Below are 21,355 nucleotides of genomic sequence, written 5' to 3' on the forward strand. Positions count from 1 at the left end.
ATGAACGGCCTGTCGCTGAAACGCCTGGTAACGCGCCTGTTGATGCTGACGGTGGTGATGTTCGCCTTCGGCTTCGCCCTGGTGCCGATCTACGACGTGATGTGCAAGGCCTTTGGCATCAACGGCAAGACCGGTGGGCAATACGAGGGCAGCCAGGTTAGCGACCCGTCGCGTTCGGTGCGGGTGCAGTTCATGTCGACCAATGCCAGCGACATGGTCTGGGATTTCTATTCCACTGCCGACCAGCTGGAGGTCAACCCGGGTGCGGTGAACCAGATGATATTCGTTGCGCACAACCCGACCGATCGGCCGATGAGCGCGCAAGCCATACCCAGCATCACCCCGGCCGAGGCCGCGGCGTACTTCCACAAGACCGAGTGCTTCTGTTTTACCCAGCAGGTGCTGCAGCCCGGCGAACGCATCGAGATGCCGGTGCGCTTCATCGTCGACCGCGACCTGCCGGCCAGCGTGAAGCACCTGACACTGGCCTACACCTTGTTCGACATCACCGCTCGCCACCCGCCGGTCGCGCATGTTGCGGCCCAGGACGTCCAGGGCGCCCGTTAAGGGAAGGAGAACAGCAATGGCAAGTCATCAGCACTACTACGTTCCGGCGCAGAGCAAGTGGCCCATCATCGCCACCATCGGCATGTTCATCACGGTGTTTGGCCTGGGCACCTGGTTCAACGACATGAAGGCCGGCCACCCGGAATCGCACGGGCCGCTGATTTTCTTCGTGGGCGCTTTGTTCCTGGCCTACATGCTGTTCGGCTGGTTTGGGGCGGTGGTCAAGGAGAGCCGCGCCGGGTTGTACAGCCCGCAGCTGGACCGCTCGTTCCGCTGGGGGATGAGCTGGTTCATCTTCTCTGAAGTCATGTTCTTCCTGGCCTTCTTCGGTGCGCTGTTCTACGTGCGCGTGCTTGCCGGGCCGTGGCTGGGAGGTGAAGGCGCCAAAGGGGTTGCACACATGCTGTGGCCGACTTTCGAGTTCACCTGGCCGCTGCTGCACACGCCGGATCCGAAACTGTTCCCGCCGCCCAAAGAAGTAATCGACCCGTGGCACCTGCCACTGATCAACACGATCTTGCTGGTCAGTTCCAGTGTGACCATCACCATCGCCCACCACGCCCTGCGCCGTGACCACCGTGGTCCGCTGAAATTCTGGATGGCCCTGACCATCCTGCTGGGGCTCAGCTTCATTGCATTGCAAGCCTTCGAGTATCACGAAGCCTATACCAAGCTGGGGCTGACGCTGGGGTCGGGGATCTATGGCGCGACGTTCTTCATGCTCACCGGGTTCCACGGTGCCCACGTGACCTTGGGCACGATCATCCTGATCGTGATGTTCGTGCGCATCTTGCGCGGGCATTTCAACCCCGAGAAACACTTCGGCTTCGAGGCAGCCAGCTGGTATTGGCACTTCGTCGACGTGGTGTGGGTGGGGTTGTTCATTTTTGTGTATGTGCTGTAGGGCCAATCGCCGGCAAAACGAGTGCAGTTTCAGAAGGGGGCGTGTGAAACCAGCTGACCGCTGAGCAAACCCCAGGCGACCAGGGCAATTGTCAGGGCCGCCAGGGTCACCCGCACGGTCAGAGCCTTCAGCAGACGCGTCGAGTTTTCGTCGTCCTTGACCAGAAACACCAGGCCACTGAACAGGCTGGCAATCGTGGCCAACAGCATCAGGACAATCGCGGCCTTGAGCATGGCGCTACTCCGGGGGGATGCGGTGATGTGGATAAGTATAGCGAGGCGCCCGTGAGGCGGTTTCGCCCAGGCTGGATTCCGACCCTGGTGGTGCTTGCACTGCTGCCAGGGCTGATCGCGCTTGGCTGCTGGCAACTCGGCCGGGCCGAGGAAAAGCGCGTGCTGCTGGCCACTTATGCCGAACGGCGGGTCGAAGCGCCGATCGCCACGGCCCAGCTCGCATCAAACGACGACAACGCCTTCCGCCGCGTGCACCTGTACGGCCGCTTCGATGCCGAGCACAGCGTGCTGCTGGACAACCGCATGCGCGATGGCCAGGCCGGTGTCGAACTGCTGCAACCCTTCCATGACCAGGCGAGTGGCCAGTGGCTGCTGATCAACCGCGGCTGGCTGCCATGGCCAGACCGCCGCGTGCCGGTGCATTTCAATACCCCTCCACAGGCCTTGGCACTGGACGCTTCGGTGTATGTGTCGCCCGGCAGCACATTCCAGCTGCATCCCGACCCTGAAGGCGGCCAATGGCCGCATCTGCTCACCGCCGTTGATGCCGCGCAGCTATGGCCGCAGCTAGCCCGCGAAGGCTATGCCCATGAGTTGCGCCTGGAGCCCGGCCCGGCGGCCTATCGCCTGGACTGGCCGGTTGTCGCCATGGGCCCGGAAAAACACCTGGGCTACGCCGTGCAGTGGTTTGCCCTGGCGGGTGCACTGGTTCTGCTTTACCTCTATTTCGGCTGGCACCACAACAAGGAGAAACGCCATGGCCACCGCCACTCCACTGGACGTGCCTGAACGTAGCAAACCCAGAGCCCGCGGGCGTTTGCAGCTTTTGCTGATCCTGCTGGTAGTGCTCGGGCCGATGATTTTGGCCACCAGCATGTACAAGCTGAAGTTCTGGGTGCCGGAGGGCCGCAGCTACCACGGCGATATGATCGGCAACGGTGAGAGCCGTACTGATATCGGCGTGTCAGGCGAGGACGAGCGCTGGCAATTGCTGGTCAGCGCCCCCGAAGCCTGTGCCGAGGCCTGCCAGCGCCTGGTGTACCTCGCCCGGCAGATCCAGGTGGGCCTGGGCCGCGACGCCAGCCGTGCCAGCCATGCACTGGCCACAGCCCAGCCGCTGAGCGCCGACTACCAGGCGCTGCTGGGCCGCGAGTACCCGCAGCTGCAACGCTACCCGCTGGATGCCCCGCGCTATTTGCAGAAGGTGGGCGAGCCTGGCCCGCAACTGTGGATCGTCGACCCCCACGGCAACCTGGTGCTGCGTTACGACGGCAAGGCCAACGGCAAGCATGTGCTGGATGACCTGCGCCACCTGCTCAAGCTGTCCAACATCGGCTAGGAGCCTGCCATGGCCAGACCTGGATTCCGCATCGCTGTGTTCGCCACCCTGCTGGCACTGCTGGTTGTCCTGCTCGGTGCCTATACCCGCCTGACCCATGCCGGCCTTGGCTGCCCTGACTGGCCGGGTTGCTATGGCTTCATCAGCGTACCCAAGAGCGAGGCCCAGCTCGCCCATGCCGAGCTGCACTTCCCCGATCACCCGGTGGAAGAGGCCAAGGGCTGGGCCGAGATGGTCCATCGGTATTTCGCCGGTACCTTGGCCATGGTGATTGCCCTGCTCGCCTTCCAGGCGCTGCGTCGGCATGCCCGCGATGGCCAACCGTATCGCCTGCCGGTGCTGCTGCTGGGTGTGGTGCTGGCCCAGGCAGCCTTCGGCATGTGGACGGTTACCCTGAAGCTGTGGCCGCAGGTGGTCACGGCGCATTTGCTGGGTGGCTTTACTACCTTGAGCTTGTTGTTCCTGTTGTCCTTGCGCCTGTCCCGTGCCTTTGCGCCTTTGCCGAAACTGCCGTTGAGCCTGCGGCGGATCGCTGCGCTGGCCTTGTTGGTGGTGATCGGCCAGATCGCTTTGGGGGGCTGGGTCAGTGCCAACTACGCAGCAGTCGCCTGCATCGACCTGCCTACGTGTCACGGCCAGTGGTGGCCGGCGGCGGACTTCAGCAATGGCTTCCACCTGACGCAGCACGTCGGCCCCAATTACCTGGGCGGGCAACTGGACAGTGATGCCCGCACGGCCATCCACATCAGCCACCGCCTGGGCGCGCTACTGGTGACTTGCGTGCTGCTGATGCTCAGCTGGAAGCTGCACCGCTGTGGCCTCCCCGGCCTGGCGCGGCTGGTAATGCTGGCGCTGGCCCTGCAAGTGGGCCTGGGTATCAGCAACGTGGTGTTTCACCTGCCGCTGGCGGTAGCTGTTGCGCACAATGCCGGCGGGGCGCTGTTGCTGCTGAGCATGGTGCTGGTGAACTACCGCATTCGAGTGGTCGACAAGGTTCGCGTGGGCGTCGGCCAAGGCTGGCGCCTGCGGCCGGTGGCCGGTGTGGGCATCTCCCATCACATGAGGAACGATTCGTGGCGACGCTTCTGAGCGCACGGCGGGCCAGTTGGCGCGATTACCTGGAGCTGACCAAGCCCAAGGTGGTGGTTCTGATGCTGATCACCTCGCTGGCAGGCATGTTCCTGGCCACACGGGCGGGTGTCGGCTGGAGCGTGCTGCTGTTCGGCAACCTGGGCATCGGCCTGTGCGCTGGCGCTGCGGCGGTGGTCAACCATGTGGTGGACCGGCGCATCGATGCGCTGATGGCCCGTACCCACAAGCGGCCGCTGGCCCAGGGCCGGGTCGAACCGCTACCGGCGTTGCTGTTCGCTCTGGCGCTGGCGCTGCTGGGCATGGCCCTGCTGCTGGTGTTCACCAACGCCCTCACTGCCTGGCTGACCCTGGCTTCGCTGCTGGGTTATGCGGTGCTCTACACCGGCTTTCTCAAACGGGCCACGCCACAGAACATCGTCATTGGCGGCTTGGCCGGCGCCGCTCCGCCGCTGCTCGGCTGGGTGGCGGTAAGCGGCCATGTCAGCGCTGAACCCTTGCTGCTGGTGCTGATCATCTTCGCCTGGACCCCGCCGCACTTCTGGGCGCTGGCCATTCACCGCAAGGAAGAATACGCCAAGGCCGATATCCCGATGCTGCCGGTGACCCACGGGGAGCGCTACACCAAGCTGCATATCCTGCTGTACACCCTGATACTGCTGGCGGTGAGCCTGCTGCCGTATGCCATCCACATGAGCGGTTTGCTGTACCTGGCCTGTGCCCTGGCGTTGGGCCTGCGCTTCCTGCAATGGGCCTGGGTGCTGTACCGTGGCAGCCGGCCGCACGCGGCGATCGGTACCTTCAAGTACTCTATTGGCTACCTGTTCGCGCTGTTCATCGCGTTGCTCCTCGACCACTACTTGTTGCTGAACCTATGACCCGAACCCAGAAAACCGTCTTCATCCTCGTCGCCCTGGTCGCGTTGATCCTGGGCCTTACCGTCAACAAGGTGCTCAATGGCCGCGACCAGGCCAACCCCGCCGAGCTGATCGATGCCGGCATCATCCTGCTGCCGCAGAGCCGCAGCGTGGCCGACGTGACCATGACCAACCAGGACGGCCAGCCCGTGCAGCTGGATGACCTGAAAGGCAAATGGTCGCTGTTGTTCTTCGGCTACACCTACTGCCCGGACATCTGCCCGACCACTCTGGCCCAGTTGCGCCAAGTGAAGAGCGAGCTGCCCAAGGAAGCCGTCGACCGGCTGCAGGTGGTGCTGGTGAGCGTGGACCCGAACCGCGATACGCCGAACCAGCTGAAGCAGTACCTGGGCTATTTCGACAAGGACTTTGTCGGGGTGGCGGGGTCGATCGAAGATACCCAGAAGCTGGCGAATGCCTTGAGCATTCCGTTCATCCCGGCCGATACCAGCAAGCCGGGGTACACCGTGGACCACAGCGGCAACCTGGCGGTTGTCGGGCCGGATGGGCGTCAGCGTGGGTTCATTCGGGCGCCCTTCAACAACCAGAAGCTGGTGGCGCAGTTGCCTGGGCTTGTGAAGCGGGATTGAGATTTAGGGCCTGCTGCGCAGGCCTTTCGCGGCGCAAGGCCGCTCCCACATGGATCGGCGTACGCCTTACTTGGTGGGAGCGGCCTTGTGCCGCGAAAGGGCCGCAAAGCGGCCCCGGGGATGTTGGATCAGAACGCCGGAACCACAGCGCCCTTGTACTTCTCGATGATGAACTGCTTCACCTCTGGCGAGTGCAGCGCAGCCGCCAGTTTTTTCATGTCTTCCGAGTCCTTGTTGTCCGGGCGGGCAACCAGGAGTCAGCGTGAGTTCATTCGGGCGCCCTTCAACAACCAGAAGCTGGTGGCGCAGTTGCCTGGGCTTTTGAAGCGGGATTGAGATTTCGGGCCTGCTGCGCAGGCCTTTCGCGGCACAAGGCCGCTCCCACATGGATCGGCGTACGCCTTACTTTGTGGGAGCGGCCTTGTGCCGCGAAAGGGCCGCAAAGCGGCCCCGGGGATGTTGGATCAGAACGCCGGAACCACAGCGCCCTTGTACTTCTCGATGATGAACTGCTTCACCTCTGGCGAGTGCAGCGCAGCCGCCAGTTTTTTCATGTCTTCCGAGTCCTTGTTGTCCGGGCGGGCAGCCAGGCGTCAGCGTGGGTTCATTCGGGCGCCCTTCAACAACCAGAAGCTGGTGGCGCAGTTGCCTGGGCTTGTGAAGCGGGATTGAGATTTAGGGCCTGCTGCACAGGCCTTTCGCGGCGCAAGGCCGCTCCCACATGGATCGGCGTACGCCTTACTTTGTGGGAGCGGCCTTGTGCCGCGAAAGGGCCGCAAAGCGGCCCTGGGGATGTTGGATCAGAACGCCGGAACCACAGCGCCCTTGTACTTCTCGATGATGAACTGCTTCACCTCTGGCGAGTGCAGTGCAGCCGCCAGTTTTTTCATGTCTTCCGAGTCCTTGTTGTCCGGGCGGGCAACCAGGAGTCAGCGTGGGTTCATTCGGGCGCCCTTCAACAACCAGAAGCTGGTGGCGCAGTTGCCTGGGCTTTTGAAGCGGGATTGAGATTTCGGGCCTGCTGCGCAGGCCTTTCGCGGCGCAAGGCCGCTCCCACATGGATCGGCGTACGCCTTACTTGGTGGGAGCGGCCTTGTGCCGCGAAAGGGCCGCAAAGCGGCCCTGGGGATGTTGGATCAGAACGCCGGAACCACAGCGCCCTTGTACTTCTCGATGATGAACTGCTTCACCTCTGGCGAGTGCAGCGCAGCCGCCAGTTTTTTCATGTCTTCCGAGTCCTTGTTGTCCGGGCGGGCAACCAGGATGTTCACGTAAGGCGAGTCGCTGCCTTCGATGGCCAGGGCGTCTTTTTCCGGGTTCAGCTTGGCTTCCAGCGCGTAGTTGGTGTTGATCAAGGCGGCATCGACTTGGGTCAGCACACGCGGGATGGTGGCGGCTTCCAGCTCACGGAACTTGATGCTTTTCGGGTTTTCGGCAACATCCTTCACGGTGGACAGGATGTTCTTGTTGTCCTTGAGCTTGATCACACCGGCCTTGTCCAGCAGCAGCAGGGCGCGGCCGCCGTTGGTGGCGTCGTTGGGGATGACCACGGTGGCGCCGGAGGACAGCTCGTCCAGCTTCTTGATCTTGGTCGAATACACCCCCAGCGGCTCGATGTGCACGCCGGCCACGCTGACCAGTTGGGTGCCCTTGGCCTTGTTGAACTCATCCAGGTACGGCTGGTGCTGGAAGAAGTTGGCGTCCAGGCGCTTTTCGGCAACCTGTACGTTCGGCTGGACGTAGTCGGTGAATTCCTTGACCTTCAGATCAACGCCTTCTTTGGCGAGTTGCGGTTTGACGAAGTTGAGGATTTCGGCATGCGGCACCGGGGTGGCGGCAACGGTCAGGGTATCGGCGTGGGCCGAGAAGGCCGCAACAGCGGCAGCAACAGCAAGCAGCTTCTTCATTGATCACTCCTTGTGAGGGCCGCGACGGCCCCCGAACGGGTCGGCCAGGCCGACCCCATTGGGGTTACTTACGGGAAAAATGCACGACCAGTTTGTCGCCCACGCTCTGCAGTACTTGAACCAGTACCAGCAGCAGTACCACGGTCACGACCATCACGTCGGTCTGGAAACGCTGGTAACCGAAGCGGATAGCCAGGTCGCCCAGGCCACCGGCACCCACCACACCGGCCATGGCGGTGTACGAAACGAGGGTGATGGCGGTGACGGTAATGGCCGCGAAGATACCCGGGCGGGCCTCCGGCAGCAGCGCGCTGGTGATGATCTGGCGGGTGGTAGCGCCCATCGACTGGGTAGCTTCGATGATGCCGCGGTCCACTTCACGCAGGGCGGTTTCCACCAGGCGCGCGAAGAACGGCGTTGCACCCACCACCAGCGGCGGGATGGCGCCGGCAACGCCCAGCGAGGTGCCGGTGATCAGCACGGTGAACGGGATCATCACGATCAGCAGGATGATGAACGGCAGCGAGCGCAGGATGTTGACCACCAGCGAAAGCAGCGCATATACGCCCTTCTGTTCGAACATTTGCTTCGGCCCGCAGAGGAACAGCAGCACACCCAGTGGCAGGCCCAGCAGCACGGTGAAGAACAGCGAGCCGAACAGCATGATCATGGTGTCGATGGTGGCCAGCCAGATTTCGGCCCAGTCGACGTTGGCAAAGAAATTCAGGGCGTCCATCAACGCAGTACCTCCATATGTACGTCAGCTGCCTTGAAGCGGGCGAACGCCGCTTCCATGTCACCGCCGATCAGGGCGAGGGTGAGCTGGCCATAGGGGACATCCTTGATGCGATCGATACGCCCGGCGAGGATGCTGTAGTCCACACCGGTTTCGCGGGCCACGGTGCCCAGCAGTGGGGCGTAGGTGGCGTCGCCCTGGAAGGTCAGGCGCACGATGCGGCCCGGCACGTGGGCAAAGTCGTCGCGTTGCTCGCCTTCGTCGACCTGCTCGTCTTCCTGGACGAAGCGCTTGGTGGTGGGGTGCTGCGGGTGCAGGAACACATCGGCCACCGAGCCTTGCTCGACGATCTGGCCGGCGTCCATCACGGCCACGCAGTCGCAGACACGGCGGATCACGTCCATCTCGTGGGTGATCAGCACGATGGTCAGCTTCAGCTCACGGTTGATTTCGGCCAGCAGTTGCAGGACCGAGGCCGTGGTTTGCGGGTCGAGGGCACTGGTGGCCTCGTCGCACAGCAGGATCTTCGGGTTGGTGGACAGAGCGCGGGCGATGCCGACACGCTGCTTTTGGCCGCCGGACAGCTGCGCCGGGTACTTTCTGGCGTGGTCCGACAGGCCCACGCGGGCCAGCAGCTCGGTAACGCGCTTGTCGATTTCGCTGCGCGACAGCTCGCCGGCCAGAGTGAGCGGCAGGGCGACGTTGTCGGCGACGGTCTTGGAAGCCAGCAGGTTGAAGTGCTGGAAAATCATCCCGACCTGCTGGCGGAAGCCGCGCAGCTGGCTGGCGTTGAACGCGGTGACGTCTTCGCCGTCGACGATGATCTTGCCGCCGGAGGGTTCTTCCAGGCGGTTGATCAGGCGCAGCATGGTGCTTTTGCCGGCGCCGGAATGGCCGATCAGGCCGAACACCTGGCCATCTTCGATGGTCAGGCTGGTCGGATTCAGTGCGGGGATTTCCCTACCGGCAACGCGGTAGGTTTTATGTACCTGTTGGAACTCGATCACGTAGCGAACCTTGTGGGGCGCATTGAAATTTGGGTCAGCGGTTAGCTGGGGTCGCGCATTTTAGCCTTTTCCAATAGCTGTTCTTAGCATTTATTTCGTAATGCACCAATCCTTCGGGCATATCGCGACAACTGGTAATCCTGATTGAACGCTCGGCCACGCCCTCCAGTCACTACTTGGACAAGCCCTGAACGGGCAAGCCTTAAGACTGATGAGGAGAGCCGATCATGCCCAGCAAGAAAACGGACGCGCCCAAGCAGAGTGAAGCCGCCGGCACCCAGACCCCTGACCGGGCCAATACCAATGCCAAGCTGCAAAGCCTGGAGGCCGACCGCAGTGATGCGACCGGGCATGCGCTGCGCACCAACCAAGGCGTACGTATTGCGGACAATCAGAACACCCTGAAGGCGGGTGACCGCGGGCCTTCGCTGCTTGAAGACTTCATCATGCGCGAGAAGATCACCCACTTCGACCATGAGCGGATCCCCGAGCGCATCGTGCACGCACGCGGTACCGGTGCACACGGGTTCTTCCAGAGCTATGGCAATCACGCGGAACTGACCAAGGCCGGTTTCCTGCAGGATCCGGAAAAGATCACCCCGGTTTTTGTGCGCTTTTCCACGGTTCAGGGCCCACGTGGTTCTGGCGACACGGTGCGAGATGTGCGGGGCTTTGCAGTCAAGTTCTATACCGACGAGGGTAATTTCGACCTGGTTGGCAACAACATGCCGGTGTTTTTCATCCAGGATGCCATCAAGTTCCCCGATTTTGTTCACGCGGTTAAGCCGGAGCCACACAACGAAATACCTACCGGCGGCTCGGCGCATGACACTTTCTGGGATTTTGTCTCGCTGGTACCGGAATCGGCCCACATGGTCATGTGGGCCATGTCTGACCGCGCCATCCCGCGCAGCCTGCGCATGATGGAAGGCTTTGGCGTGCACACCTTCCGGCTGATCAATGCCGAGGGCGTGGCCAGCTTCGTCAAGTTTCACTGGAAGCCGAGCCAGGGCGTGCATTCGCTGCTGTGGGACGAAGCCCAGAAACTGGCGGGCAAGGATACAGACTTCCAGCGCCGTGACCTGTGGGAAGCCATTGAAACCGGTGACTACCCGGAATGGGAACTGGGCGTGCAGATTGTGCCTGAGGCTGACGAACACAAATTCGACTTCGACCTGCTGGACCCGACCAAGATCATTCCCGAAGAACTGGTACCGGTTACCCCGCTGGGCAAGATGGTCCTGAACCGCAACCCGGACAATTTCTTTGCCGAGGTCGAGCAGGTTGCCTTCTGCCCTGGCCATATCGTGCCGGGTATCGACTTCACCAATGACCCCTTGCTGCAGGGCCGGCTGTTCTCCTATACCGACACGCAACTGAGCCGGCTGGGTGGGCCGAATTTCCACCAGATCCCGATCAACCGCCCGGTGGCGCCCAACCACAACAACCAGCGTGACGCGTTGCACCAGCACATCGTGCACAGGGGCCGTGCCTCGTATGAGCCGAACTCCATCGACGGCGGCTGGCCGAAGGAAACGCCACCTGCGGCGCAGGATGGCGGCTTCGAGAGCTATCAGGAACGCGTTGATGCGCACAAGATTCGCCAGCGCAGCGAGTCGTTTGGCGACCACTTCTCGCAGGCGCGGTTGTTCTTCCAGAGCATGAGCCCGACAGAGCAACAGCACATCATCAAGGCCTACAGCTTCGAACTGGGCAAGGTGGAGCGCGAGGCCATTCGTGCCCGTGAGGTGAATGAAATTCTAGCCAACATCGACCTCAAGCTGGCCGCCGCCGTGGCCGCCAACCTGGGGTTGCCGGCACCCAAGGCGGGCACCGTTCAGGTGAAGGGCAGCAAACTGGCCGAGTCCCCCGCGCTGAGCCAGATGAACCACCCGGGGGTTGTGGGCATCAAGGGGCGCAAGATAGCCGTGCTGCTGGCCGATGGCGTGGATGCCGGAAGTGTCGACCGGCTGGTCAAGGCGCTTGAGGCGCATAGCGCACGCATCATGCTGCTTGGCCCAACCTCGGCACCGGTCAAGGCTGCTGACGGCAAGGCACTGCCAGTGGATGCGTCGATGGAGGGCATGCCTTCGATCATGTTCGACGGGGTATTGGTACCGGCCGGCAAGGCCGCGCTGGATGCGCTGGGGGCAAGTGGGTTGGCCAAGCACTTCCTGCTCGAGGCCTACAAGCACCTGAAGGCGATCGGCTTTGCCAAAGAAGGCAAGGTGCTGGTGGACGCACTGGGCCTCAAGGAAGACAAGGGGCTGTTGCTGGGCGATGACCAGAAGACGCTGGACGCTTTCGTCAAAGCGGTCGAGGGGCATAGGGTGTGGGAGCGTGAAGCTGCCGCGGAGGCTGTGCCGGCCTAAGGGCTGCTTCGACACCCCATCGCGACACAAGGCCGCCCCTACAGGGATAGCAGTTCCCTGTAGGGGCGGCCTTGTGTCGCGATGGGGGGCACAGCGCCCCCAGATTCTCAATGCTGGTGCGGAACCAGAACCACCTGCGCCGGCAGCGAGCGCTGGATTTCATGCTTCTGCTTCAGCTCGAACCCGCTGTCGATCTTGCGCACGCGTTTCTCCAGCAAGGTCTTCAGCCACTGCGCATCGTCGGTACGCGGCACCTGAAACACCACTTCGCAGTCATAGCTCACCACATCGGCGGCAATGTCATCGAGCTGGCGGCGCATGGCACGGCTGTCAGTGGTCTTCAAGGCCACCACCGTACTTGGCGCCGTTGGGTCAATGAGGCGTGCCTGGGGCTTGGATTCGGCGGCTTTCAAGGCAGCCTCCGCTTTTTCCAGCTCGGCCTTGCGTGCCTGGGTCAGGGGGTCGCCCCCGGTCACGGCCGGGGCTTGTGGCATCAGAGCTCGGGCGCGGGCCAGGGCGGTAGCCGCTGCGTTCACATCGCCCTTTTGCAAGACGATCTGGCTGCGTTGCAGGTAGGCTTCGGCCAACTGACGCTGGTATTGCTCCAGGCGTGCGTCGTCGGGCGACTGAGCCTGCAGGGCTGCAAGCTGGTCTTCGGCGGTGGCCAGTTCGTTGCTGGCGATGTTTTGTTGCAACTGCTGCCAGGCATCGGCTTGGGCAGGTGCGGTGGCCTGTTCGACCGGCGCGCTGGAGCAGGCACCCAGGAACAGGGAAAACGCGGCAACAAGCAGATAACGGGAGGCGAACGGCTTCATTCCTGCGACTCTCTATTTGCGCAAAAAGCGAGCAAGTCTACACCCAGGTGCGCACGCTCGAAAACAGGTCTTACAGACCCTTTACCCGGCAAAAGGTTGCAAGGCGTGCCTGCACACGCCCTGTCTTTCAGCGTTTCGGCAGGGCCAGGCTCAGCAAGAATAGCACCGCCGCGCAGACCACGATCGACGGGCCAGCGGGGGTATCCTTGAACCAGGACATGGCCAGGCCACCGCAGACGGCGGTGACGCCCAGCAAGCTGGCGCCCAGGGCCATCTGCTCGGGGGAGCGGGCGTGTCGCTGCGCCGCAGCAGCAGGGATGATCAGTAGCGAGGTGATCAGCAGCACACCGACGATCTTCATGGCCACGGCAATCACCACCGCAATCAGCAGCATCAATGCCAGGCGCAAGCCGGCCACCGGCAGGCCTTCGACCATGGCCAGTTCTTCGTGCACGGTAACCGCCAGCAGCGGCCGCCACAGCGCGGCGAGTAGCAGCAACACCAGCGCACTGCCGCCGAGGATCCAGGCCAGGTCGGTGGTGCTGATGGCCAGCAGGTCGCCGAACAGGTAGGCCATAAGGTCGATGCGCACGTCGTGCATGAAACTCAGTACCACCAGGCCCAGCGACAGGGTGCTGGGGGCGAGAATGCCGAGCAGGGTATCGGAGGCCAGCGGTTGGCGTTGCTGCAAGGTGACCAGCAGGATCGCCAGCAACAGGCAGCCGATAGTAACTGCCAGCGTCGGGCTGACATCCAGGGCGAACCCCAGGGCCACGCCGAGCAGGGCCGCGTGGGACAGCGTGTCGCCAAAATAGGCCATGCGTCGCCACACCACGAAGGAGCCCAGCGGGCCAGCCACCAGCGCCAGGGACAAACCGGCAAGCAGGGCGTAGAGAAGAAAATCAGCCATGCTTGCAGTGCTCTCCGTGAACATGGGTGCCAGGGGCGACCACCGAACCGTGCAGGTCGTGGCTGTGGTCGTGGTGATGGTGGTAAATGGCCAGGCTTGGCGCGGTCTGGCCGAACAGCTCGACGAACGCCGGGTCGCCGCTGACTTGCTCGGGGTGACCCGAGCAGCACACGTGACGGTTCAGGCATACCACCTGGTCGGTGGCGCTCATTACCAGGTGCAGGTCGTGGGACACCATCAGCACGCCGCAACCATGACGATCACGCAGGCGGGTGATGAGGTTGTACAGCTCGGTCTGGCCGACCACATCCACGCCCTGCACCGGCTCGTCGAGCACCAGCAACTGGGGTTCGCGCAGCAGGGCGCGGGCCAGCAGCACGCGTTGCATCTCGCCGCCGGAAATGGTCTGGATCGGGTTGTCGATGACCTGTTCGGCGCCTACCTCCTGTAGCGCCGACAAGGCTGCTGCACGGTCTACGCCGGGCACCAGGCGCAAAAAGCGCAGCACCGACAGCGGCAGCGTGGCATCGACCTGAATCTTTTGCGGCATGTAGCCAATGCGCAGCTTCGGCTTGCGCCATACCTTGCCGCGGTGCGGCTTGAGCAGCCCGAGTACGGCACGGACCAAGGTCGTCTTGCCCGCCCCGTTGGGGCCGATCAGGGTGACGATCTGGCCGGGGGCGACCGACAGGTCGATGCTGTCGAGCACCGCCTCGCCGCCATAGGTGACGCCGACCTGCTCAAGACGGATCAGGGCATCGCTCATGCCGCGCTCCGGCAGCTGCCGCACAGGCCGACCACTTCCACGGTCTGGGTCTCGACCGCAAAGCCCACGCCTTTGGCGCTGCTGATGATGGCCTCGCTGATGCTGCTCTGCTCCAGCTCGATGGCCACATGGCAGGCCCGGCAAATAAGGAACTGGCCTTGGTGCACGTGCTCGGGGTGGCTGCAGCCGATGAAGGCGTTGAGCGAGGCGATGCGGTGGACCAGGCCGTTTTCCAGCAGGAAATCCAGCGCGCGGTATACCGTGGGCGGGGCGGCACGTCGGCCGTCCTGCTCGCTGAGCACGGCGAGAATGTCATAGGCGCCCAGCGGCTTGTGGCTTTGCCACACCAGCTCCAGCACACGGCGGCGTAGCGCAGTCAGGCGCAGGCCCTGGCGGGTGCACAAGGCGTCGGCTTCAGACAGTGCGCTGTGTACGCAATGGGAGTGATCGTGAGGACGGTTGGCCAGCGGCGTGATGGACATGGGCAGCGACGGTTCTGGATGGAGACGTTATTATGTTACCTGTTTCTGACGACTCGAGTATCCACCGTGTCCCGATTCCTAGCTCTGTTTGTCGCTTTCATCGCATTTTCCGCTCACGCCGATGTGCGTGTGCTCACCAGTATCAAGCCCCTGCAGCAGATTGCCGCCGCCGTGCAGGATGGCGTAGGCAGCCCTGACGTATTGCTGCCGCCAGGTGCCTCGCCGCACCACTATGCATTGCGCCCCTCCGATGTGCGGCGGGTAGGTGATGCCGACCTGCTGTACTGGATCGGCCCGGACATGGAGAATTTCCTGCCTCGGGTACTGGCGAGCCGTAGCAAGGCGACGGTGGCTGTGCAGTCGCTGACCGGCATGAAGCTGCGCCACTTTGGTGAGGACAGCCATTCCCATGAGGAAGAGGATCACGACGATCATGACCACGATCACCGCCCGGGCAGCCTGGATGCTCATTTGTGGCTATCGTCGGTCAACGCGCGGGTAATCGCGGCAAAAATGGCGTCTGACCTGGCCCAGGTCGACCCGGCTAATGCTGCCCGCTACCAAAACAACCTCAAGGCCTTCGACGAACGCCTGGATGCTTTGGATGAGCGTATCAAGGCGCGGGTGGCCGGTATTGCCGACAAGCCGTACTTCGTGTTCCACGAAGCGTTCGATTATTTCGAAGCTGAGTATGGCTTGAAGCACGCCGGCGTGTTCAGCGTGGCGTCCGAGGTGCAGCCTGGGGCGCAACATGTAGCGGCCATGCGCAAGCGCCTGCAGGAAGTGGGCAAGACGTGCGTGTTCAGCGAACCGCCATTGCGACCGCGCCTGGCCGAGACCCTGACTGCCGGGCTGCCGGTGCGTCTGGCCGAGCTGGATGCACTAGGCGGTACCGACCCGGTGGATGGCAAAGGGTATGAGCGCTTGCTTGAGAAGCTGGGTGGTGAGCTGGCGGGGTGCCTGGAACAGCTGTAAGCCTGTACCGGCCTCTTCGCGGGCATGCCCGCGAAGAGGCAGACGGGGTCTAGAGGGCGAACGGGAGGTGCAAGGCCACTTGCTGGCGCTGTGCCAGGCGCACTTCGAACTCGCTCGGGTCGTGGATCATCACATCCATCCCGGCAAACGATTCGGCCGCGATCAGGCGCGACAGCCAGAAGCGCACGCAACCTACCCGCAACATTTCCGGCCACAGCTCGGCTTCGGCGGCAGTGAACGGCCGCAGCGCCGCATAGGCTGCCAGCAGTGCCTGGGCACGCGGTACATCCACTGCGCCCTTCTCGTCCAGGCACCAGTCGTTCACGGTGATGGCGATGTCATACAGCATCGGCCCGGAGCAGGCGTTGTAGAAGTCGATCACACCGGTCAGGTGGGTGCCTTCGAACATCACGTTGTCGCGGAACAGATCGGCATGCAGGTTGGCCCGCGGCAAAGCCAGGATCTGCGCCTTGTGCGCGCTGATCTCTTGCAGCGCCGGCTGCAGCAGTGCGGCTTGCTCGGCGGACAGGCGTGGCAACAACTCGGCACCCGAAGCCAGCATCCAGTCCAGGCCACGGTCGGTCTTGCGCTCGATGATGTGCTCGCGGGTGGCCAGGTGAATGTGCGCCAGCAGCTCGCCGACCTGGGCGCAGTGCTGGTTGTTGGGCGCCTTGATGTGCTTGCCCGACAGCCGTGGCTGCAGCAACGCCGGCTTGCCGCACAGCTCGCGCAGGCCGTTGCCGTCGCGGTCACGAACGGCATAGGGCACCGGCATGTCAGCGTCGTGCAGGGTGTCTAGCAGTTCTATGAAGAACGGCATGTCTTCGCTTGGCCCACGCTCGATCAGCGTCAGGACGAACTCCCCCTGTTCGAGGCTGACGAAGAAATTGCTGTTCTCGGTGCCGGCGGCAATGCCCTGGAAGTCGAGCAGACGGCCCAGCTCATACGGTGCCAGAAAGGTTTCCAGCTCAGGCCGGGTCACGGGGGTGAAGACTGACATGATGAAAATTTGCCCATACGGGCACTTCCGCCGGGAAGCGCCGGGTTGATGTGAACGGTGCGCGTCAGATTACCACTCGAAAATCTTCCAGGACGGAATCAGCATGTCCGGCTGGTCGGATCGAATGAAATTGGCATCAGTGCCATCAGCGCGCACCAGAAAATAAGGCTTGCCGTTTTTCGGCGTGATCTTGATCGCATACAGGAACCCGTTCTGCCGGTACTCCTGGATGGTTTTGTCGCCTTCCGTGCGAATGGTCACCTCGGGATCGGCCGAGGGGGCGTCGTCCGCCGCCAGGGTGACGACTGGCGTGGTTGCCAACAGGCCGAGCAGTAACAGGCGATTGAGTGTACGCATGATAACCTAGTCCCTTTGTCGTCAATGATTCTGGCTATTCTAGCGCCGGACCCGTCGAAAAGGTTGATTCTGCTCATGAGCCAAGCCCCCCTCGTCCTGGTGGACGGTTCCTCCTACCTGTACCGCGCCTTCCACGCGCTGCCGCCACTGACCACATCCAAGGGCATGCCGACCGGTGCGGTGAAGGGTGTGCTGAACATGCTCAAGAGCCTGCGCAAGCAGTACCCGGACAGCTTGTTCGCGGTGGTATTCGACGCCAAGGGCGGCACATTCCGCGATGCCATGTTCGCAGAGTACAAGGCAAACCGCCCAAGCATGCCTGACGACCTGCGGGTGCAGGTCGAGCCGCTGCATGCCAGCGTGCGGGCACTTGGCTACCCGCTGCTGTGCGTCGAGGGTGTCGAAGCTGATGACGTGATTGGCACCCTGGCGCGCAGCAGCGCCGCCCAGGGCCGCCCGGTGATCATCTCGACCGGCGACAAGGACATGGCGCAGCTGGTGGACGGGCACATTACCTTGGTCAACACCATGACCGGTAGCGTGCTGGACGTGGCTGGCGTGCACGAGAAATTTGGCGTCGGCCCGGAACATATCATCGACTTCCTGGCGCTGATGGGCGACAAGGTCGACAACATCCCCGGCGTACCCGGCGTTGGCGAAAAAACCGCTGTGGGCCTGCTGACCGGTATCGGCGGCGGCCTCAGCGACCTGTACGCCAATCTGGACAAGGTGCCGGCACTGGCCATTCGCGGTGCCAAGACCCTGCCGGCCAAGCTGGAGGAACACCGCGATGCGGCGTTCCTGTCCTACGAGCTGGCTACCATCAAGGTAGACGTGCCACTGGATGTCGAGGTCGAGGCGTTGGTCTGCGGTGAGCCTGATCGCGAGGCTTTGCTGGCGTTGTACACCGAGATGGAGTTCAAGAGCTGGGTTGCCGAGGTGCAGCGTGATGCCGCAAGGGCTGGCGATGACGTTGCGCCGGTCGAAGAGCCGGCAGCCAAGGTCGAGCCGCAGTATGAAACCATTCTTGACCAAGCCCGTTTTGAAGCCTGGCTGGAAAAGCTGCGCCAGGCGCCGCTGTTCGCCTTCGATACCGAAACTACCGGCCTTGACGCCCAGAAGGCGCAGCTGGTTGGCCTGTCTTTCGCTGTCGCGCCCCATGAGGCGGCTTATGTGCCGTTGGCCCACGACTATGAAGGTGCACCGGCCCAGCTGGACCGTGAGGCCGTATTGCTGGCACTGAAACCGTTGCTGGAAGACCCGGCCAAGGCCAAGGTCGGGCAGAACGCCAAGTACGACATCAACATCCTCGCCAATGGCTCACCCGCCATCGAAATGCGTGGCGTGGCCTACGACACCATGCTCGAGTCGTACGTGCTGAACTCCACCGCCACCCGTCATGACATGGATAGCCTGGCGCAGAAGTACCTCGACCACACCACCATTGCCTTCGAGGACATCGCCGGCAAGGGCGCCAAGCAGCTGACCTTCAACCAGATCCACCTGGACAAGGCCGGCCCCTACGCTGCCGAAGACGCCGACATTACCCTGCGCCTGCACCAGGCGTTGCAGGCGCGCCTGGCACAGACGCCTAGCCTGCAGCCGGTGCTGATGGACATCGAGATGCCGCTGGTGCCGGTGCTGGCCAAGATCGAACGCCAGGGAGCGCTGGTCGATGCTGCGCTGCTGCATGTGCAAAGCGGTGAACTGGGCGTGAAGATGGCCGAACTGGAGCAGCGCGCCTACGCGCTGGCCGGTGAAGAGTTCAACCTCGGTTCACCCAAGCAGCTGGGCGCGATCCTTTACGACAAGCTAGGCATGCCGGTGCTGAGCAAGACCGCCAAGGGCCAGCCATCCACTGCCGAAGCCGTGCTCGATGAGCTGGCCTTGCTCGGTTATCCACTGCCTGAGGTACTGATGCAGTACCGCAGCCTGAGCAAGCTCAAGAGCACCTACACCGACAAGCTGCCGGGCCAGATCAACCCCCGCACCGGGCGTATCCATACCTCCTATCAGCAGGCAGTGGCAGCCACCGGCCGGCTGTCGTCGAGCGACCCGAACCTGCAGAACATCCCGATTCGTACTGCCGAAGGCCGGCGTATTCGCCAGGCGTTCATTGCCAGCCCGGGTTACAAACTGCTGGCGGCGGACTATTCGCAGATCGAACTGCGCATCATGGCTCATCTGGCCAAGGACGAAGGCCTGCTGCACGCCTTCCGCAACGACCTCGATGTGCACCGGGCAACGGCGGCGGAAGTGTTCGGTGTGGCCCTGGAAGACGTCACCACCGACCAGCGCCGTAAAGCCAAGGCCATCAACTTCGGCCTTATCTACGGGATGAGCGCCTTTGGGCTGGCCAAGCAGATCGGTGTCGACCGCAAGCAGTCGCAGGACTACATCGACCGCTACTTCGCCCGCTATCCGGGCGTGCTGGCCTACATGGAGCGCACCCGTGCCCAGGCCGCCGAGCAAGGCTTTGTCGAAACCCTGTTCGGCCGCCGCCTGTACCTGCCAGACATCAACGCCAAGAACCCGGCCCTGCGCAAAGGCGCGGAGCGTACGGCGATCAACGCGCCGATGCAGGGCACTGCCGCCGATATCATCAAGCGGGCCATGGTCAATGTGGATAACTGGCTGAGCGAGAGCGGGCTGGATGCCCGGGTGATCCTGCAGGTACACGACGAATTGGTCCTGGAGGTGCGTGAGGACCTGGTGCAGCAGGTGAAAGATGAAATTCGCCAGCACATGAGCCAGGCCGCACAACTGGATGTGCCGCTGCTGGTGGAGGCAGGAATTGGTGCGAATTGGGACGAAGCTCACTGATTGAGCGCGGAAAGCTGTGTAGGATCTGCGGCGTAGTGACGCGGATCCTGGCACGGCTCAGTGCCGTCGGTACGGAAGTTTCATGAAACTATCGCAAATAGTTTTCAGGGCTTCGGAACTAAACCGGTGAAGCGGAACTCAGAGTAACTGAATGGCTGGTGAAGCCCTTCGATGCTCCTATGTTGTGTTAAGTGTTGGCAGATATCTGGACCCCGCCCTAGCGGTCCGGACTTGGACCCCGAACTTCCCCCTCCCCATACGAAGTCCGGGGTTTTTTTTGCCCGGAATTTGGGTCGACCGTACCGGCCTCATCGCCGGCAAGCCAGCTCCCACAGGGGTATCACTTCCCTTGAGGCCTGTGTTGAACCTGTGGGAGCTGGCTTGCCGGCGATAGGGCCCTCAAACAGCAGGCTTGTCTTCCAGCTCCATCCAGCCCGCCAGCACGCGGTAGGCGTCTTCCACGCCCAGGCGCTTGGGTGCCGAGAACAGCTGGATGGTCACGCCATCGCCCCAGCCCTTGCGGATTTCCGACTGCACTTTCAGCAGGGTGTTCTTGCCCGCGCCGTGGGTCAGCTTGTCGGCCTTGGTCAGCAGAATATGCATGGGCATATGGCTGGCCTTGGCCCAGTCGAGCATCATTTTGTCGAAGTCGGTCATCGGGTGGCGCACGTCCATCATCAGGATCACGCCGCGCAGGCACTCACGGCTGCCCAGGTAGGCTTCCAGGTGTTTTTGCCAGTGTTGCTTGAGCGGGATCGGCACTTTTGCATAACCGTAGCCCGGCAGGTCGACCAAACGCCGTTCATCGTCCAGACTGAAGAAATTCAGCAGTTGGGTGCGCCCGGGGGTTTTCGAGGTGCGCGCCAGGCTGGCATGGGTCAGGGTGTTGAGGGCGCTGGATTTGCCGGCATTGGAGCGGCCGGCAAAAGCCACCTCGTAACCCTGGTCGTCCGGGCATTGTTCGACCTTGGCAGCGCTGAGGGCGAATGTGGCTTTCTGGCAGAGGCCGAGGATGGGGTTCTTGACTTGCATGGGATATCCGATGTGGGTGTTGCCTGACTCTGAAGGCCCGAGCCTGGCAAGCGGTGTCGTTTCCGTTTGGATGGCGGAAGTATATAATGCCCCAGTTTTTGTGTGCTCATTCTCCCAGCGAAGGAGAACGGGCATGGGGTGTCGAACAATAGCTCGCGCATCAGAACGCAGCGCGGCCCCCAACCCTGAAGGTCGTTCCGCATGGCGAAATGGCTGCTTGCTGTCGGTATGTTCCTGCCGGTTTTCAGCGCACAGGCTACACAGGATCCCGAGGTGTTGTACAACCGCACGTGTGCGGCCTGTCACACCGGGCAGTTGCCACAGGCACCCAGACAGGGTGACCGGGCAGCATGGGAGCCAAGGCTGGCGCAAGGCATGGATGTACTGGTGAAGCACGTGACCCAGGGTTTCAAGGCTATGCCGCCGCGTGGATTGTGCATGGACTGCAGTGCCGAGGACTACCGTTTGGTCATCCTTTGGATGAGCGGCAGTCCCGATACATAACATTTCACCCTTAGCCGTGTTGGATTAGCT

The 21,355-nt window shown here is 62.6% G+C and carries 22 protein-coding genes and 6 pseudogenes; 14 read left to right on the forward strand and 14 right to left on the reverse strand.

Going from position 1 to position 21,355, the window contains the following annotated elements:
- Both LU684_RS21065 and LU684_RS21070 read left to right on the forward strand, forming a co-directional pair.
- Positions 1 to 567, forward strand: coding sequence for a cytochrome c oxidase assembly protein (locus tag LU684_RS21065; protein ID WP_016484257.1), 567 nt, complete (start codon positions 1 to 3; stop codon positions 565 to 567).
- Positions 568 to 583: 16 nt separating this feature from the next.
- Positions 584 to 1,471, forward strand: a complete 888-nt coding sequence (locus LU684_RS21070; protein WP_016484258.1) for a cytochrome c oxidase subunit 3 — start codon at positions 584 to 586, stop codon at positions 1,469 to 1,471.
- A 29-nt stretch (positions 1,472 to 1,500) separates the two neighbouring features.
- Here LU684_RS21070 and LU684_RS21075 read toward each other — a convergent pair whose 3' ends face one another.
- Complete coding sequence (locus LU684_RS21075; protein WP_016484259.1) at positions 1,501 to 1,704, reverse strand: twin transmembrane helix small protein; 204 nt, start codon at positions 1,702 to 1,704, stop codon at positions 1,501 to 1,503.
- Positions 1,705 to 1,755: 51 nt separating this feature from the next.
- On the opposite strand from LU684_RS21075, the gene LU684_RS21080 reads away from it, so the two are divergent.
- The 5 genes from LU684_RS21080 to LU684_RS21100 are packed head-to-tail and all read left to right on the forward strand — an operon-like array spanning position 1,756 to position 5,639.
- Positions 1,756 to 2,493, forward strand: coding sequence for an SURF1 family protein (locus tag LU684_RS21080; protein WP_031311663.1), 738 nt, complete (start codon positions 1,756 to 1,758; stop codon positions 2,491 to 2,493).
- Positions 2,462 to 3,043 (forward strand): hypothetical protein, encoded by a 582-nt coding sequence (locus tag LU684_RS21085; protein WP_016484261.1) that lies wholly within the window; start codon positions 2,462 to 2,464, stop codon positions 3,041 to 3,043. The genes LU684_RS21080 and LU684_RS21085 overlap by 32 nt, the downstream gene beginning before the upstream one ends.
- 9 nt (positions 3,044 to 3,052) lie before the next feature.
- Complete coding sequence (locus LU684_RS21090; protein ID WP_016484262.1) at positions 3,053 to 4,132, forward strand: COX15/CtaA family protein; 1,080 nt, start codon at positions 3,053 to 3,055, stop codon at positions 4,130 to 4,132.
- Positions 4,117 to 5,010, forward strand: a complete 894-nt coding sequence (cyoE, locus tag LU684_RS21095; RefSeq protein ID WP_060519845.1) for a heme o synthase — start codon at positions 4,117 to 4,119, stop codon at positions 5,008 to 5,010. The genes LU684_RS21090 and cyoE overlap by 16 nt, the downstream gene beginning before the upstream one ends.
- Positions 5,007 to 5,639, forward strand: coding sequence for an SCO family protein (locus LU684_RS21100; RefSeq protein ID WP_016484264.1), 633 nt, complete (start codon positions 5,007 to 5,009; stop codon positions 5,637 to 5,639). The genes cyoE and LU684_RS21100 overlap by 4 nt, the downstream gene beginning before the upstream one ends.
- Positions 5,640 to 5,767: 128 nt before the next feature.
- Here LU684_RS21100 and LU684_RS21105 read toward each other — a convergent pair.
- Positions 5,768 to 5,896, reverse strand: a pseudogene (locus LU684_RS21105) (MetQ/NlpA family ABC transporter substrate-binding protein); the annotation flags it as partial.
- A gap of 1 nt (position 5,897) precedes the next feature.
- On the opposite strand from LU684_RS21105, the pseudogene LU684_RS21110 reads away from it, so the two are divergent.
- Positions 5,898 to 5,975, forward strand: a pseudogene (locus LU684_RS21110) (SCO family protein); the annotation flags it as partial.
- A 128-nt stretch (positions 5,976 to 6,103) separates the two neighbouring features.
- Here LU684_RS21110 and LU684_RS21115 read toward each other — a convergent pair.
- Positions 6,104 to 6,229: pseudogene (locus LU684_RS21115) on the reverse strand (MetQ/NlpA family ABC transporter substrate-binding protein); the annotation flags it as partial.
- 1 nt (position 6,230) lies between these two features.
- Between LU684_RS21115 and LU684_RS21120 the strand changes: the two are divergent.
- Positions 6,231 to 6,311 (forward strand): annotated as a pseudogene (locus LU684_RS21120) (SCO family protein); the annotation flags it as partial.
- A 128-nt stretch (positions 6,312 to 6,439) separates the two neighbouring features.
- On the opposite strand, the pseudogene LU684_RS21125 reads toward LU684_RS21120, so the two are convergent.
- A pseudogene (locus LU684_RS21125) lies at positions 6,440 to 6,568 on the reverse strand (MetQ/NlpA family ABC transporter substrate-binding protein); the annotation flags it as partial.
- A gap of 1 nt (position 6,569) precedes the next feature.
- On the opposite strand from LU684_RS21125, the pseudogene LU684_RS21130 reads away from it, so the two are divergent.
- Positions 6,570 to 6,647 (forward strand): annotated as a pseudogene (locus LU684_RS21130) (SCO family protein); the annotation flags it as partial.
- A 128-nt stretch (positions 6,648 to 6,775) separates the two neighbouring features.
- Here the strand turns inward: LU684_RS21130 and LU684_RS21135 are convergent.
- The 3 genes from LU684_RS21135 to LU684_RS21145 form a co-directional block, all read right to left on the reverse strand.
- Positions 6,776 to 7,546, reverse strand: coding sequence for a MetQ/NlpA family ABC transporter substrate-binding protein (locus LU684_RS21135; RefSeq protein ID WP_145913509.1), 771 nt, complete (start codon positions 7,544 to 7,546; stop codon positions 6,776 to 6,778).
- A gap of 64 nt (positions 7,547 to 7,610) precedes the next feature.
- Complete coding sequence (locus LU684_RS21140) at positions 7,611 to 8,282, reverse strand: methionine ABC transporter permease (RefSeq protein WP_012269918.1); 672 nt, start codon at positions 8,280 to 8,282, stop codon at positions 7,611 to 7,613.
- Positions 8,282 to 9,289 (reverse strand): methionine ABC transporter ATP-binding protein, encoded by a 1,008-nt coding sequence (locus LU684_RS21145; RefSeq protein WP_016484266.1) that lies wholly within the window; start codon positions 9,287 to 9,289, stop codon positions 8,282 to 8,284. The genes LU684_RS21140 and LU684_RS21145 overlap by 1 nt, the downstream gene beginning before the upstream one ends.
- 227 nt (positions 9,290 to 9,516) lie before the next feature.
- Between LU684_RS21145 and katE the strand changes: the two genes are divergently transcribed.
- Positions 9,517 to 11,661, forward strand: a complete 2,145-nt coding sequence (katE, locus tag LU684_RS21150) for a catalase HPII (protein WP_096425434.1) — start codon at positions 9,517 to 9,519, stop codon at positions 11,659 to 11,661.
- Positions 11,662 to 11,768: 107 nt separating this feature from the next.
- Here katE and LU684_RS21155 read toward each other — a convergent pair whose 3' ends face one another.
- The 4 genes from LU684_RS21155 to zur all read right to left on the reverse strand — a co-directional run bounded on the left by LU684_RS21155 (position 11,769) and on the right by zur (position 14,634).
- Positions 11,769 to 12,476 (reverse strand): PA5502 family lipoprotein, encoded by a 708-nt coding sequence (locus tag LU684_RS21155; RefSeq protein WP_232894992.1) that lies wholly within the window; start codon positions 12,474 to 12,476, stop codon positions 11,769 to 11,771.
- Positions 12,477 to 12,603: 127 nt separating this feature from the next.
- Positions 12,604 to 13,386, reverse strand: a complete 783-nt coding sequence (gene znuB, locus LU684_RS21160; protein ID WP_016484269.1) for a zinc ABC transporter permease subunit ZnuB — start codon at positions 13,384 to 13,386, stop codon at positions 12,604 to 12,606.
- A complete protein-coding gene (gene znuC / locus LU684_RS21165) occupies positions 13,379 to 14,152 on the reverse strand; it encodes a zinc ABC transporter ATP-binding protein ZnuC (protein WP_016484270.1) in 774 nt (257 codons plus the stop codon). Before znuC ends, znuB begins: the two co-directional genes overlap by 8 nt.
- On the reverse strand, positions 14,149 to 14,634 hold the full coding sequence (zur, locus tag LU684_RS21170; RefSeq protein ID WP_102689251.1) for a zinc uptake transcriptional repressor Zur: 486 nt from the start codon (positions 14,632 to 14,634) through the stop codon (positions 14,149 to 14,151). Before zur ends, znuC begins: the two co-directional genes overlap by 4 nt.
- Positions 14,635 to 14,652: 18 nt before the next feature.
- Between zur and LU684_RS21175 the strand changes: the two genes are divergently transcribed.
- Positions 14,653 to 15,609: a zinc ABC transporter substrate-binding protein gene (locus LU684_RS21175; protein WP_070086751.1), complete on the forward strand. Its 957-nt coding sequence runs from the start codon at positions 14,653 to 14,655 to the stop codon at positions 15,607 to 15,609.
- Between the two features lie 49 nt (positions 15,610 to 15,658).
- On the opposite strand, the gene LU684_RS21180 is transcribed toward LU684_RS21175, so the two are convergent.
- On the reverse strand, positions 15,659 to 16,609 hold the full coding sequence (locus LU684_RS21180) for a homoserine kinase (protein WP_232894993.1): 951 nt from the start codon (positions 16,607 to 16,609) through the stop codon (positions 15,659 to 15,661).
- Between the two features lie 69 nt (positions 16,610 to 16,678).
- The gene (locus LU684_RS21185; RefSeq protein WP_003252997.1) at positions 16,679 to 16,966 is read right to left on the reverse strand and encodes a DUF2782 domain-containing protein; all 288 of its coding nucleotides are present in this window, start codon (positions 16,964 to 16,966) and stop codon (positions 16,679 to 16,681) included.
- 75 nt (positions 16,967 to 17,041) lie between these two features.
- Here LU684_RS21185 and polA point away from each other — a divergent pair, with 75 nt between their 5' ends.
- Positions 17,042 to 19,789 carry a DNA polymerase I gene (gene polA / locus LU684_RS21190; RefSeq protein WP_016484274.1) on the forward strand — a complete coding sequence of 916 codons (2,748 nt, stop codon included), beginning with the start codon at positions 17,042 to 17,044 and terminating at the stop codon, positions 19,787 to 19,789.
- A 399-nt stretch (positions 19,790 to 20,188) separates the two neighbouring features.
- Here polA and yihA read toward each other — a convergent pair whose 3' ends face one another.
- Positions 20,189 to 20,821 (reverse strand): ribosome biogenesis GTP-binding protein YihA/YsxC, encoded by a 633-nt coding sequence (yihA, locus tag LU684_RS21195; RefSeq protein ID WP_016484275.1) that lies wholly within the window; start codon positions 20,819 to 20,821, stop codon positions 20,189 to 20,191.
- 201 nt (positions 20,822 to 21,022) lie between these two features.
- Between yihA and LU684_RS21200 the strand changes: the two genes are divergently transcribed.
- Positions 21,023 to 21,325, forward strand: a complete 303-nt coding sequence (locus LU684_RS21200) for a c-type cytochrome (protein ID WP_016484276.1) — start codon at positions 21,023 to 21,025, stop codon at positions 21,323 to 21,325.
- Positions 21,326 to 21,355: the final 30 nt, after the last annotated feature.

Origin of the sequence: Pseudomonas sp. NMI542_15 (assembly GCF_021283425.1) — a bacterium.
GTDB lineage: Bacteria > Pseudomonadota > Gammaproteobacteria > Pseudomonadales > Pseudomonadaceae > Aquipseudomonas > Aquipseudomonas fortuita.